This is a genomic window from Azospirillum sp. VT-I1, assembly GCF_055698305.1.
On sequence record NZ_CP168800.1, the window covers coordinates 2,351,535 to 2,365,000 of the forward strand.

Genomic DNA, 13,466 nt, shown 5'->3' on the forward strand with positions numbered 1-13,466 from the left:
GTCGGCTGCAGTATCGGCGGAGCGGCCGGAGGGCCGTTCCGAAATTTTCTTCGCGAACGATGATTGTAGCGCTTGATCGACCGTCGGGAAGCTGATATCTACCCGCTCCACCCGATGAGGCGCGCAAGCGGACGTCGGGAACTACCAGCCTGATGCGGTCGTGGCGGAATTGGTAGACGCGCAGCGTTGAGGTCGCTGTGGGGCAACCCGTGGAAGTTCGAGTCTTCTCGACCGCACCACTCTCCCATGCAGATGGGACCATCCCGGGGATACGGGAATGACGAAAGGCCCGCAGGTCGCAAGACCGAGCGGGCTTTTTCGTATCCGCCTTTTCCCGCGCCTATCCGACCATCGCGCGCAGCAGCCTCGCCGCACCCCCGGCGGCGCGGCGGACATCCTCGAACAGCACCATCATCTCGTAGATCGCCAGGAAGGCGCCGCTGTAGAACCAGGGCCGCCAGCGCTCCTCCGCCCAGGCCGCCAGCCGGTGGACGCCGCCCATCGGCAGCAGGTGGGCGACCGTGGCGGCGCCCGCGATGCCGATCAGGGCGCCGCCGGCCACGTCGCCGGGATAATGCAGGCCCAGATAGACCCGCGGCAGGCTGACGACCAGCGCCGCCCACAGGCAGGCCAGCAGCCCCCATAAGCGCGAGGCGCGGACGAAGGTCGCGGCCAACGCGAAGGCGAGGGCGGCATTGTCGCTGGGAAAGGAACTCCAGTTCTTCAGGGCGTCGCGGCTCTGGCCGATGGGCGGGACGAAGGCGAGCCCGGCGTCGTGCAGCGGGCGGGGCCGCGCCGGCATCACCGCCTGGATGAGGATGGACGCCGCCACCGCCAGGACCACGGCGGCCAGAGCGTCCACCACCAGCCGGCGCCCGGCCTCCATATCGTCGCGGCGGAACCACAGCCACCACAGGGCAGCGCAGAGCACGCCCAGCTTTATCAGGTAGATGTTGGCGATCCCGCGCACCGCCATGTCCAGCGCCGCGCTGTGCCCCGCGACCTGGTTCAGCCACAGGAGAAATGCCTGGTCGAGACGATGCAGGGTCTCCACGGCGACTCCACGGGTTGATGGGGTGCCGGCCAGTGTTGCGGTTTTATGACAAGACGGGTCAACGGCGCATCGGAAGGCGCCGTCCGGGCCGCGGGCAAAGCGGTTCGGGGTGCCACCCTCCCCGAATTCGGACTGCCGGGGAGACCTGCCTCAGCGGAACTCGATATAGCGGTCGAGTGCTGCGCGGCGCAGGGCGCGGACGATGTGGGGAGCGGCACCGCTGGCGACGATGTGGCCGCCGGCCTCGCGGCAGCGGTTCGCCAGGATGAACATCATGCCGATGGCGGCGGAGTCGATGAAGGTGACGAAGCGCAGGTCGATGGGCACCACCGGGCTGGCGGCAAAGTCCCAATCGCGCAGCATGTCGTGGAAGCGGCCGCCGTCCTCGTAGGTGCAGCGGCCCGACAGCAGGATGCCGTCGCGGTCACCGACGGTGGTGAAGGCATACTCCATAGGCGGGTCCGGCCCCTCTCCCCGTGATGCGGCACGCCGTGATGGGAACATGAAGGGTTGTTGCGGTGCAAGGGTATGGTGGGAAAAGCGTCGGGAACGGCCGTTCCATGCCCGACCGGACTGGACAAACGGGGGCGGCGCCTCTATGTCGGGGGCGCCCCCGCCGGTTCCGCTCCCGTCCTTCGCGCCGGGACCATGGTACCGCGCGGGGGCCTTCCACAACCCGCAAACCCCGAACGCCGCCGGCCCGCCGTCCGTTGCTGCGGAGCCGCGTCGCCGTTGCCGTGCCGTCGGCGTCCGTGCCGGCGTTCGGGCGTTGCCATCGTCGAAGGGAGGGTGCCGGCATGCACACCGATCCCCACACGCCGGACCTGCGGCCGGACAGCGCCGCCCACTCCAATGCCCATGGACCTCGTCCCACGGGCCATGAGGCGGAGGACGAACGTCCCTACGGCGTCGAACCCGAATTCGTGGAAGAGATCGTCGCCCTGCTGCGCGCCCGCGAACGCGACGCCGTGCTGGCGCGGCTGGAGGGGCTGCACGCCGCCGACATCGCCGACCTGATCGAGCAGGCCGACCCGGCCGAGCGCGCCGACCTGATCGACCTGCTGCCGGCGGAGCTGGACGGCGAGGTGCTGTCCTACCTGAACCCGGACCTGCGCGAATCGCTGATCGAGCGGTTCGAGCCGCAGGAGCTGGCCGCCGCCGTCGCCGACCTCGACACCGACGACGCCGTCGAGCTGATCGAGGATCTGGACGCGGAGACGCGGGCGCAGATCCTGGCGAAGCTGCCCGAGGCCGAACGCGCCCTGGTGCAGGAGAACCTGACCTACGACGAGGACAGCGCCGGCCGCATGATGCAGCGCGAGCTGGTCGCGGTGCCGGAATTCTGGACGGTGGGGAAGACCATCGACTTCGTCCGGGCGGCGACCGACACGCTGCCGGAGGATTTCTACGACATCTTCATCGTCGACCCGATGCACCGGGTGGTGGGGGCGGTGCCGCTGTCGCGCCTGCTGCGCCAGCGCCGGGCCGTGCGCATCGCCGATCTGGTCACCGGCGAGGTCGACGTAATCCCCGCCACCATGGAGCGGGCGGAGGTGGCCAACCTGTTCCGCCAATATGCCCTGGTCTCCGCCCCCGTGGTCGATCCCGCCGGCCGGCTGATCGGCGTCATCACCGTCGACGACGTCGTCCGCATCATCGACGAGGAGGCGGAGGACGACCTGCGCAAGCTGAGCGGGTCGGGCGACACCGGCGTGTTCAGCGGCATCGCCGACATCGCCCGCGGCCGCGTCGGCTGGCTGACCGTCAACCTCGCCACCGCCTTCCTGGCGTCGGGCGTCATCTCGCTGTTCGAAGCGACCATCGAGCAGATCGTGGCGTTGGCGGTGCTGATGCCCATCGTCGCCTCCATGGGCGGCAATGCCGGGACCCAGACGCTGGCCGTCGTCGTCCGCGCGCTGGCGACGCACGACCTGTCCTCCACCAACGCCATGCGTGTGGTGGGCAAGGAGCTGCTGGTCGGGCTGATCAACGGCGGCATCTTCGCCGTGATGGTGGGGGTGATCGCGCTGATCTGGTACGGCCCGATGATCGGCATCGTCATCGGGCTCGCCATGATCATCAATCTGGTGGTGGCGGGGCTCAGCGGCGCGCTGATCCCGCTGGGGCTGGAAAAGCTGGGCGTCGATCCCGCGGTGTCCAGCGCCGTCTTCCTGACCACCATCACCGACGTCATCGGCTTCCTGGCCTTCCTGGGGCTGGCGTCGGTGTTCCTGCTGTAAAGGGGCGGGCGCGGCGGGTGCGGGTGAGGGCGCCGCGCCGGGATACCCTTACAGGGTGGTGGCGCTGCAGTAGGCCCAGTCCTCGCCCTGCAGCCCGAAGAAGGCTGCAACCGGCTTGGCGCCGGACCGGTCGACGACGACGCGGAACCGGCTGCCGGTGCAGGCACCCTGGGCCTGCTTGGCGAAGGGCAGCTTGACGTGCTTGGACTTCAGGCAGGCGTCCGACATCTTCGGCGGCGTGGCCGGGCCGTCCACCTTCTTGCCGTTCAGCACCATGTAATAGTTGGTGGCCAGACCGCCCTTCACGTCGGCCTTCACCTCGATCTTGCCGAAGCGCGACTTGTAGAGGCCGGTTTCCTGCTCGCCGTCCGGCGTGCCGCTCGGCAGCGGACGGAAGGAGATGGCGGCGCAGGAGGGCGGATCCTTGGCCTCCGCCGGAGCGGCCTGGACGGCGAGCGCCATCAGGCCGCCGGCCAGCAGAAGGGCGGCGGTGCGAGTGGACGGCATGGGAAATCCCTTTCGAACCGGTTGGACCATCATTTCGGCATCACGCAGAAGGTGGTCTGCTGCATCAGGGCGCAGTCCTTCTCCGCGCCGCCGTCCAGCATCGACACCTCGACCTGGGTGATGACCAGGGTGCGACCCGGCTTCACCACGCGGGCGCGGGCAATCATCACGTCGCCCTTGGCCGGGGACATCAGGTTGATCTTGAACTCCACCGCCAGCACCTCCGCCCCGGCGGGCATCAGGCTCAGCGCGGCATAGCCGCCGGCATTGTCGGCCAGCGTGCTGACCATGCCGGCATGGAAGAAGCCGTGCTGCTGCGTCAGGTCGGCGCGGAAGGGCAGCCGCATCTCGCAGAAGCCGGGCTCGATCGCCGCCATCTCGATGCCGAGCGTCCTGCAGATCGGCTGCCGTTCGAAGGACGCGAGGCAGCGCGCCTTCCAGTCGGGGGTACGGGGTTCGAAGGTGGCGGGCACGGTCGGAAGGTCTCCGGCTTGAGAGGCGGTGCGCGACAGCCTGCGTCAGCCGCCCTGCCGGATCAAGCGGCCGATTGGACAGCCGCCAACACGCCGCAGCCGCCACCAACCCGCCATCAGCTGCCGATCAGGCCCATCTGCGGGCTGGACGGCTCGGCATAGGCGCGCATCGGCATGCGGCCGGCCAGATGGGCGCCGCGCCCGGCGCGGACCGCGTCGCGCATCGCCGCCGCCATCCGCACCGGATCGCGCGCCTTCGACACCGCGGTGTTCAGCAGCACGGCGGCACAGCCAAGCTCCATCGCCAGCGCGGCGTCCGACGCGGTGCCGATGCCGGCGTCCAGCACCACCGGCACCGGGCTGCGGGCGCAGATCGTCTCGATGGCGTGCGGGTTGCGGATGCCCATGCCGGAGCCGATGAAGGCGCCCAGCGGCATCACCGCCGCAGCCCCCAGATCGGCCAGCTTGCGGCAGGTGACGGGATCGTCGTTGCAATAGGGCAGCACGACGAAGCCGTCGTTCACCAGCTCCTCCGTCGCGCGCAGCAGTTCCTCCACGTCGGGATAGAGCAGCTCGCGGTCGCCGATGACCTCCAGCTTGATCCAGGGGGTGTCCAGCGCCTCGCGCGACAGCTGGGCGGTCAGCACGGCCTCCTTGGCGGTCATGCAGCCGGCGGTGTTGGGCAGCAGCCCGACCGGGCCGGCGGGACGGTTGGCGGTGGCGCGGGCCAGCACATCGACGAGGCTTTCCGAATAGCCGTCCAGGCTGATGCGCCGGATCGCCAGCGTGACCAGCTCGCTGCCGCTGGCCTCCAGCGCGTCGAGCATCACCTGCTGGTTGGGATAGCCGGCGGTGCCGAGGAACAGCCGCGAACCGAAGCTGCGCCCGGCGATAGTGAGGGTATCGGTTTGGGACATGGTGGGAGCCTTTTCAAAGGCCCTCTCCCGAGGCGACCAGCCCGTGGAAATCTCCCTCTCCCCCCGGGGAGAGGGTCGGGGTGAGGGGATGCACAAGGGTGGATTCTCGAGAATCCACGCCGTGCGTCCCCCTCACCCTAACCCTCTCCCCGGGGGGAGAGGGGATTCTTCCCGGGTCGCGGGCGGGAGAGGGAGGATCAGAGGTTCAGCCGCCCTGGATCGGGCGGACGATTTCCAGACTGTCGCCGGGCTGGAGCGGGGTCTCAAGCCAGCGGCGGCGGGGAACCACGGCGCCGTTCAGGGCGACGGCGACGCCGGGCGTGCCTTCGGCGATGCCGCGCGCCGCCAGCAGGTCGGCGACGCAGGCGGCGGACAGCGGCTCTTCCCGGCCGTTGACGCGGAGGAATGCGCTCATGCGGCGGCACCCGCCGCAACGAAGCGGTCGGCGGCGAAGGGGCGCAGCAGCGGGTCGGTCTCGCCGGTCAGGACCAGACGGGCGATGCCGTCGGCGGTGACCGGGGTCAGCAGGATGCCGTTGCGGTGGTGGCCGGTGGCGTGGATCAGGCCGGGGATGCCGCTCTCGCCCAGGATCGGCGCGTCGTCGCGGCTGCCGGGGCGGAATCCGGCCCAGGCCTCCTCAATCGGCAGTTCGGCGATGCCGGGCAGGGCGCGCCATGCCCCCTCCAGCAGCGCGAACTGGCCGCCGGCGGTCAGCCGGTCGTCGAAGCCGCGTTCCTCCGTCGTGGCGCCGATCAGCAGCCGGCCGTCCAGCCGCGGGATCAGGTAGGTGCCGGGCGTCCACACCACATGGCGCAGTAAGGGCAGCCGGGCGTCCATGCGCAGGCAGACCATCTGCCCCTTGACCGGCCGCACCGGCGGCTTCGCGGCGGGCGGCAGCCCCGGCACGCCGGCCGACCAAGCGCCGGCGGCCAGCACCACCCGGTCAGCCCGGTGCAGAGTTGCAGCAACCCGCACCCCGACGGCCCGCCCGCCCTCCACCGCCAGGGCCACCTCGCCGCACTGCTCGTGCAGGCGGGCGCCGGCGGCCAGGGCGGCGCGCTGCAGGGCGGCCGCGACCTTGCGGTTGTCGACCTGATGGTCGCCGGCGCAGAACAGGGCGCCGGCCACGCCCGGCTGCAGGAAGGGCTCGCGCCGCCGCACCTCGGCCCCGTTCAGCCACTCCACCGGCAGGCCGAGGTCGCGCTGGAAGCCGTGCAGGAAGCGGATCTTGGCGGCATCGTCGGCGTTGAGCGCGATGACCATCGTGCCTTCGGTGCGGAGATCGACGGCCATGCCGCTCGCCGCCTCCAGGTCGCGGGCGAAGTCCGGCCACAGCGCCTGCGAGGCGCGGGTCAGCGGCAGCAGCCCGTCCTCGCCCGGTTCGGTTTCGACGCAGGCGGCCAGCATGCCGCCGGCCGCATGGGTGGCGCCGCGGCCGGCCTGCCCCCGCTCGAACAGATCGACGCGGCAGCCGGCCGACGCCAGCCTCCAGGCGACGGCAAGGCCGATGCAGCCGGCGCCGATGACGGCGACGGAGGGACGGATCCCGGATTCGGGAACGGAAAATAAACGCGGATCTGGCGCATGGATCATGCGGCGGCTCCCTTCGCTGGAATTACCCAGACAGGTTCGATGGGTGTGTTCTCAGCCGCGCGACCACCGCACGGCACCCCAGGCCTATGGCTTGCCTTATGCCAATGTTTCGCTGGTCCTACAAGCGGAATCGCCTCCCACCCGCCCGGCCCGTGCGACCACATGCCACGGCCCGATAGGGAGTTCCCCCGATGAACGGCACTACCGTTTGGGAGCTAAGCTATCCGCAAAATATCCCGTGGCAGGGCGTCGGCGAAAGGATCGACGTGGCCGGCATGCGGAAACAAACAACAAGACCGCCGAGGAATTGCCCATCATGCTGTCCTTCTTCCGCTCCGAATCCGCGCCTGCCGCTCCCGCTACGCCCACAAGCGCCGCTCCGCCCGCCGGCGCGACCGTCGCGGCGGCGGAGGGTCCGGCGGAGGCGCCGATCCGCAGCCTGTGCCTGCCGGCCGGACGGATCGATGCTGCGGCGCTGGATGGGCTGGGCTTCACCGCCGGCGCCCCGGCGCTGGTGGTCGGCTTCGTCTCGCCGCATGTCGATTTCGCCGCCACCGCCCGCGCGGTGCGCTCCGCCCTGCCGTCGGCGACGCAGCTGGTGCTGGTCTCCACCGCGGGCGAACTGTGCGCGGCGGACGGGCAGCCGCTCTACCGCAAGGCCGGCGACCGCTGGGACAGCGTGGTCCTGCAATCCTTCAGCCCGCGCCTGTTCGCCGGGATCAGCATCCACGCCGTCCCGCTGCATTGCGAGGATCTGCGCGGCGGCCGGCCGACCCGCGACATCCCCGCGCGGGTGGAGGCGATCCGCGGCGAACTGGACCGCGTCCGCGTTCCCTTCGCGGTCGACAGCCACGACACGGTGGCGCTGACCTTCATCGACGGGCTGTCGGCCAGCGAGAGCTGGTTCATGGAGGCGGTCTACCGCTCCGGCCATTTCCCCTGCCTGTTCATCGGCGGTTCGGCCGGCGGCACGCTGGACTTCCGCCACACCCGCCTGTTCGACGGCCAGCGCGTGCTGGAAAACGCCGCGCTGACCGTCTTCCTGAAGATGGCGCCCGGCATCCGCTACGGCATCTTCAAGTCGCAGAATTTCCGCCCGACCCAGACCCGCTTCGCCGTGGTGGACGCCGACCCGATGCGCCGCATCGTCCGCGGCGTGATCGACCGCGACGGTTTCGAGGTGGTGGGCTTCATCGACGCGCTGGCCAAGGCGCTGCGCTGCAAGCCGCAGGAGCTTCCGGCCAAGCTCGCCAAGAACACCTTCGCCATCGAGATGGAGGGGGAGCTGTTCGTGCGCTCCATCTCCGGCTTCGATTTCGACAAGGGCGAGGTCGCCTTCTATTGCGACGTCAACCCCGGCGATTCGCTGTGCCTGGTGGAGGCGACCGACTTCGTCCGCCAGACGGAGGACGACCTTGCCGCCTATCTGCGCGGAAAGCCGCGGCCGGTCGGCGCCATCCTGAACGACTGCATCCTGCGCCGCCTGAACAACCCGGACCAGCTGTCGCGGGTGCATGCCTTCGACGGGCTGGCCGCCGCCGGCTTCTCCACCTTCGGCGAGCTGCTGGGCATCAACATCAACCAGACCCTGTCGGCCCTGATGTTCTTCGAGGTCCCGCCCGGCACCGCCTTTTCCGACGACATGGTCGACCGCTTCCCGGTCCATTACGCCCGGTTCCAGAGCTATTTCATCGCCACCCGCTACAACCGGCTGGAACTGCTGAGCCGCATCCGCAACAGCGTGATCGAGCGGATGCACAGCTATCTCGACGCGCTGGTCACGCTGAACAGCGGGGTGCAGGAGACCGCCAGCTACGCCGCGCGCATCGGCGGCTCCATGTCCGCCATCGAGGCGACGCTGACCCGCCATGCCGGCCTGTTCGACGGCCATACCGAACGGAAGGAGGAGCTGGTCCGCGAGTTCACCCAGCTGTCCACCGTGGTGAAGAGCATCGAGAAGGTGCTGTCGGTGATCGACGGCATCGCCAGCCAGACCAACCTGCTGGCACTGAACGCCACCATCGAGGCGGCGCGGGCGGGCGAGGCCGGTCGCGGTTTCGCGGTGGTCGCGGCGGAGGTGCGCAAGCTCGCCAACGACACCAAACAGACGCTGGGCGACACCCGCCGCGCGATCGATCAGGTGGTGACCTCCGTCCGCTCGGTCGGCGGCCAGCTGGACGACACCAGCGTCCGCATGGATGAGGCCGCCACCGCCGCGCAGGAGTTGCAGACCGACATCCACGCCGTCATCGACGAGGTGGAGGGCGCCCAGAAGGCCATCGAAGGCCGCCTGTCCGACCTGAACGACCATGCCCGGCGGATGGAGGACATCAACCGCTACATCGGCTTCCTCAAGCAGCTCGACCGCGCGGGGTGAGGGGGCGCGCTCTCAGATCGCCAGCGCCTTTACCCGCTCGCGCAGGGTCTGGCGGGCGGCCTCCGCTTCGCCGCGGGCGGTCGTCAGGTCGCGGGCCAGCGCGTCCAGGCGGTTTTCGGCCTCCGCCATCTTCGCCAGCGTGCGCTTGTGCAGGTCGCTGCCGGCCGGAAGGGCCTTCAGGTTCTCGCGCAGGCGGTCCTGGTCGGCGATGCGCTCCGTCCGGTCGCGCTCCAGATCGGCGATGCGGCGCTCCTTCTCGGCGACGGCGGCGCGCAGGCCGGCCAGCGTGGTCAGCGCCTGACGCACCTCCGGCGGCAGTTCGGCCGCGTCGGCGCGGGCGGCGATCTGGTCGGCCGTCAGGTCGGTCAGGACGATCCGTTCCTGCCGCGGCCGTTCCAGCGTGGCGGTCAGCGTCACCGTCTTGCCGGCCGGCACCGCCAGCGGCAGGCGGTAGGCGGCGGCGGTCGCGTCCGGCTTGCCGCCGGCCGGTTCGGCAAGCTCCCAGCCGGGGCGGCGCGGATGCTCGATGATCAGGCTGCGGTCGCCGTCGGGAGCGCCGGCGACGGTGTAGGTCGTGCTCTGCCGGTCGGTCACCGACAGGGTCAGCACGCCGTCGGCGATGCTGGCGCGGGACAGCCGGCGGCTGGGCTTCTCCTCGCGGTCGATGGTCACCGCCTGATCGACGGCGAAGGACAGCAGCCGGCTGTCGCCCGCCGGCAGCGTCGCCATGCGGGCGTCGCCGACATAAGCGCTGGCCGCCGCGCTTCCATCCGCCTTCGAAGCGCGGTCGTAGAAGGTCAGCAGCCCCGGCGGCAGCGCGGTGTCGCCGTCGTTGCGCAGCCGCAGCGAGGCCAGCGGGTGGCGACCGTCGCTGCCGGGCTGGTAGAGCGCCACCCGCTCCACCGGCAGGGCGCGTGCGGCGATGGGCATCATCAGGGTCCCGCCGTTCGGCACGGTGACCGGCTGCGGATAGCGGAACAGCACCTGCGCGCCCTCGGCGGCGCCGGCCTCGGCACTGCGCACGGCGGCGACGGCCGGCGTCCCGGCGGCGGAGCCGTAGGGCGCGGTCTTCGCCAGCGGCTGGGCAAGCGGCTCGCCCATCGGAGCCGGGGCGGGAGCGGCCATGGCGGCGGCCGGCGGCGGCGCGGCGCGCGACTCCGCCTGCGGGCGCATCGCCGCGCGGGCGTCGTCCAGGGTCACCGTGCCTTCGTCGGCGCTGGGCAGCACCCGGCCGAGAACCTCCACCGGCACCTCCGGCCGCTCGACGAAGTAAGGCGTGTAGAGCGCCTGCCGGAGCGTGACCGGGTTGCCCGACACCACCGTCAGATCGACGCCGCGCCAGTCCTCGCCGCTGAGATTCTCCAGAACCGCCCAGCCCTGCAGCGCGCCGCGCCCGTTCTGCGACTGCCCATCCTGCGTGGCGGCGCCGTCCGCGCCCAGGCTGAGCCGGTAGGTCGCCTTCCACAGCGGAGTCGCCGCGACATAGCCGACGCGGACCCGGCGCTCGCCGGCCGCCTGGGCGTCGCGGGGCGCGTTGCTGTGCACGGTCAGCCGCCGCCGCTCACGCCGGGCATTGTCCGCCACCGCCGACAGCGCCTTGTCGATCTGGGCCTGCACCGCCGGATCGGTGAAGCGCAGCGTGTCGGCCTCCTCCAGCACCAGCTGGCGCAGGCCTTCGGCCGTCATCAGCGTCACCCGGTGCCGCGTGGCGGTGGCGCCGTCGTTGCCGGGCAGCCGCACCGTCTCCTCGGTGACCGACATCAGCCGGCCGGTCAGCTGGCGCGATCCGCCGGCCGTGACCTCCGCCCCCTGCATGGCGCTCAGCAGCGCCGCGGGGGAGGTCAGGTCGCCGGGCGAGAAGGGCAGCTCGCGGAAGGCGGTGTCCAGCGGCTCGGCCCCGGGCAGGCCGATGGTGCCGACGCCGCCCTTGTCGTCATAGACGACGATGCTCTTCAGCACGTCGTCGACCTGATCGCGCCGCACCTCCAGCGACAGGTCGGCATCGCCGGTCACCGTCGCCTCATATTCGAAGTAGCCGACGCCGCCGGTGGACAGCAGGACCCGCGTCAGCGCCAGCTGCCCGCCTCCCGGCCCGGTGCCCCCCGGTCCATTGGCTGTTCCGGTCGCCGCCAGGGCGCCCGGTGCCGCCATCAGCAGGGCGGTGGAGGCGAGAAGGATGGCACGGGTCATGATGGGTCTCTCCGTTTCTGTGACTCCCGATCCGCCGGGATAGGCGCGAAATCGGGCGGGATTAGGGAGAGCGTTGCGGTGCGGACGGGCGCCGTCAGGGCGCGGCGGCCAGCCAGCGTTCCATCATCATGGTCCAAAGCGGTGCGGGAGCCGCCGCGGCCGGGCGGGGCGGGGCGGCCGGCGCACAGGGCGTGTGATGGGCCGCATGGTGGGCGCAACGCTCCTGCGCCGGGCGGCGGTTGCCGTCGGCGGGCAGGCGCCGTGCCGTCCTCGCGGTCGGGGACGGGGCGCGCTGGGACGGAGTCAGGGCGTTGCAGCGGGGCATGGTCGCACTCTTTCCCGGTCGTTTCAGCCTGACCGACCGACCGACCGCGCCGAGTCGAGGTGGCGCCTCGCCTCGCCCAGCAGCAGCCGGTGCTGCGCCAGCGTTTCGCGGATCGACCCGTGCTGGCCGTAGACACGCACCTCGTTCAGCAGACGGTCGGCGCGGTCGAGCAGGGCCAGACGCTCCAGGCAGTGATCGACGTTCGACATGGCTGTGCTCCCCATCGCGGCATCGGTCCGGCGCCCTCCTGCGGGGAACCGCACCCTGTTCGATGGTCGGCATTTAAACCGCAGCGTGTTTCTGGTTAATGTCCGTGAAAGGGTGATTTTGTGTCGCCGGTGCAGAACGCGATTTCAACCAACTCATGCGGAGGGCAATGGGGCTGCGGCCGTTACGGGGTTGTAACGCATTGCGTGGCGCTCGCGCGTGAGATAAGAAGGTCCGGGGAGGTAACAGGCATGCACATTCTCGCGGTCGACGACGATGAGCCGATTCGGGAGCTTTTGGCCTCATATCTGGCGGGGGAAGGCTACCGGGTCACCACGGCGCACGACACCGCTTCGGCCAAGCAGGCCCTGGACGGCGACCCTGTCGACCTCGTGGTCTGCGACCTGCGCCTGCCCGATGGCGACGGGCTCGGCCTCGTCCGCCAGATCCGTACCGAATCGCAGATCCCCGTCATCATCCTGTCGTCCAAGGACCAGGATGTCGACCGCATCGTCGGGCTGGAGTTGGGCGCCGACGACTATCTGACCAAGCCGTTCAACCCGCGCGAGCTGCTGGCCCGCATCAAGGCGGTGCTGCGCCGCGTCTCCAACGACTCGCGTCCGCCGCGCAACCCGGACGAACTGCGCGCCGTCGTGCAGTTCGCCAATTGGGAACTTGACCTCACCGCCCAGCGCCTGCGCGGGCAGGAGGGGCGCGAGGTGGAGCTGACCAAGGCGGAGTTCGGCCTGCTCGCCGCCTTCGTGAAGCGCCCGCAGCGGGTGCTGACCCGCGACCAGCTGCTCGACCTCACCCGGGTGGACGGGGCGGAGGTGTTCGACCGCTCCATCGACGTGCTGATCCTGCGCCTGCGCCGCAAGATCGAGGCGAACCCGAAGGAACCCCGCATCATCAAGACCGAACGCGGCGCCGGCTACGTCTTCGACGCCAAGGTGCGCACGGTCTGACGGGGTCGGCGGGCGCGCTTTATCCGGACGCACCGCTGGACGCTGTTCCTCCCCGGCGTTAGCCTTTCCGAAAAGCTCAGCGGAGAGGAAACGCGCGTGCCGGATCCCATCGATTTCTATTTCGACTTCGCCTCGCCCTACGGCTATTTCGCCAGCCTGCGCATCGACGAGCTGGCGGCGAAGCATGGCCGCGCCGTCACCTGGCGCCCGGTCCTGCTCGGCGCCATCTTCAAGGTGACGGGCATGAAGCCGAACCTGCAGCAGCCGTTGCGCGGCGAGTATCTGACCCATGACGTCGGCCGTATCGCCCGGCTGACCGGCGCGCCCTTCACCTTCCCCGACTCGGCCCCGGTCAACGGCGTCGCCGCCTCGCGCGCCTTCTACTGGCTGACCGACGAGCATCCGGAGCAGGCGAAGCTCCTTGCCCGCGCGCTCTACCACGCGCATTTCGCCGAGGGGCGCGACATCGGCCCGGCCGATACGGTGGCGGAGATCGCCGGGCGGACGCTCGGCAGCCTGGGCATCGACCGGGCGGCGGTGGCGGCGGCCCTGCAGGACCCGACGGTCAAGGACCGGCTGCGCACGGAAACCGACGACGCGGTGGAGCGCGGCGTCTTC

14 protein-coding genes and 1 tRNA gene (1 of these 15 only partly in view) are annotated in these 13,466 nt (G+C 70.7%); 5 read left to right on the forward strand and 10 right to left on the reverse strand.

Annotated features, from left to right (window positions below):
- Nucleotides 1–154: 154 nt before the first annotated feature.
- Nucleotides 155–239 (forward strand) — tRNA-Leu (locus AB8P05_RS11300).
- 101 nt (nt 240–340) lie between these two features.
- On the opposite strand, the gene AB8P05_RS11305 is transcribed toward AB8P05_RS11300, so the two are convergent.
- On the reverse strand, nt 341–1,054 hold the full coding sequence (locus AB8P05_RS11305) for a phosphatase PAP2 family protein (RefSeq protein WP_472758003.1): 714 nt from the start codon (nt 1,052–1,054) through the stop codon (nt 341–343).
- A 150-nt stretch (nt 1,055–1,204) separates the two neighbouring features.
- Nucleotides 1,205–1,507, reverse strand: coding sequence for an STAS domain-containing protein (locus AB8P05_RS11310; protein WP_455170901.1), 303 nt, complete (start codon nt 1,505–1,507; stop codon nt 1,205–1,207).
- A 344-nt stretch (nt 1,508–1,851) separates the two neighbouring features.
- Between AB8P05_RS11310 and mgtE the strand changes: the two genes are divergently transcribed.
- The gene (gene mgtE / locus AB8P05_RS11315) at nt 1,852–3,294 is read left to right on the forward strand and encodes a magnesium transporter (protein WP_472758005.1); all 1,443 of its coding nucleotides are present in this window, start codon (nt 1,852–1,854) and stop codon (nt 3,292–3,294) included.
- A gap of 48 nt (nt 3,295–3,342) precedes the next feature.
- On the opposite strand, the gene AB8P05_RS11320 is transcribed toward mgtE, so the two are convergent.
- The 5 genes from AB8P05_RS11320 to thiO form a co-directional block, all read right to left on the reverse strand.
- A complete protein-coding gene (locus AB8P05_RS11320) occupies nt 3,343–3,801 on the reverse strand; it encodes a hypothetical protein (protein WP_472758006.1) in 459 nt (152 codons plus the stop codon).
- 29 nt (nt 3,802–3,830) lie between these two features.
- Complete coding sequence (locus AB8P05_RS11325) at nt 3,831–4,274, reverse strand: PaaI family thioesterase (protein ID WP_472758008.1); 444 nt, start codon at nt 4,272–4,274, stop codon at nt 3,831–3,833.
- Between the two features lie 116 nt (nt 4,275–4,390).
- Nucleotides 4,391–5,191, reverse strand: coding sequence for a thiazole synthase (gene thiG, locus AB8P05_RS11330; protein ID WP_455170905.1), 801 nt, complete (start codon nt 5,189–5,191; stop codon nt 4,391–4,393).
- 205 nt (nt 5,192–5,396) lie between these two features.
- Complete coding sequence (gene thiS, locus AB8P05_RS11335) at nt 5,397–5,606, reverse strand: sulfur carrier protein ThiS (RefSeq protein ID WP_455170906.1); 210 nt, start codon at nt 5,604–5,606, stop codon at nt 5,397–5,399.
- The gene (gene thiO / locus AB8P05_RS11340; RefSeq protein ID WP_472758010.1) at nt 5,603–6,784 is read right to left on the reverse strand and encodes a glycine oxidase ThiO; all 1,182 of its coding nucleotides are present in this window, start codon (nt 6,782–6,784) and stop codon (nt 5,603–5,605) included. The genes thiS and thiO overlap by 4 nt, the downstream gene beginning before the upstream one ends.
- Before the next feature lie 316 nt (nt 6,785–7,100).
- On the opposite strand from thiO, the gene AB8P05_RS11345 reads away from it, so the two are divergent.
- Nucleotides 7,101–9,161: a methyl-accepting chemotaxis protein gene (locus AB8P05_RS11345; RefSeq protein WP_472758011.1), complete on the forward strand. Its 2,061-nt coding sequence runs from the start codon at nt 7,101–7,103 to the stop codon at nt 9,159–9,161.
- 12 nt (nt 9,162–9,173) lie between these two features.
- Here the strand turns inward: AB8P05_RS11345 and AB8P05_RS11350 are convergent, their stop codons facing one another.
- The 3 genes from AB8P05_RS11350 to AB8P05_RS11360 all read right to left on the reverse strand — a co-directional run bounded on the left by AB8P05_RS11350 (nt 9,174) and on the right by AB8P05_RS11360 (nt 11,885).
- Nucleotides 9,174–11,351, reverse strand: coding sequence for a hypothetical protein (locus AB8P05_RS11350; protein WP_472758012.1), 2,178 nt, complete (start codon nt 11,349–11,351; stop codon nt 9,174–9,176).
- Between the two features lie 94 nt (nt 11,352–11,445).
- Nucleotides 11,446–11,676: a hypothetical protein gene (locus tag AB8P05_RS11355; protein WP_472758013.1), complete on the reverse strand. Its 231-nt coding sequence runs from the start codon at nt 11,674–11,676 to the stop codon at nt 11,446–11,448.
- 23 nt (nt 11,677–11,699) lie between these two features.
- Nucleotides 11,700–11,885, reverse strand: coding sequence for a hypothetical protein (locus AB8P05_RS11360; RefSeq protein ID WP_455170911.1), 186 nt, complete (start codon nt 11,883–11,885; stop codon nt 11,700–11,702).
- Nucleotides 11,886–12,134: 249 nt separating this feature from the next.
- Here AB8P05_RS11360 and AB8P05_RS11365 point away from each other — a divergent pair, with 249 nt between their 5' ends.
- The gene (locus tag AB8P05_RS11365) at nt 12,135–12,848 is read left to right on the forward strand and encodes a response regulator (protein WP_455170912.1); all 714 of its coding nucleotides are present in this window, start codon (nt 12,135–12,137) and stop codon (nt 12,846–12,848) included.
- Nucleotides 12,849–12,944: 96 nt separating this feature from the next.
- Nucleotides 12,945–13,466, forward strand: partial view of a DsbA family protein gene (locus AB8P05_RS11370; RefSeq protein WP_472758014.1) — the 5' portion only. Its footprint extends 93 nt past the window's final position; the window shows 522 of its 615 coding nt (coding positions 1–522); it begins with the start codon at nt 12,945–12,947; its stop codon lies off the right edge, out of view.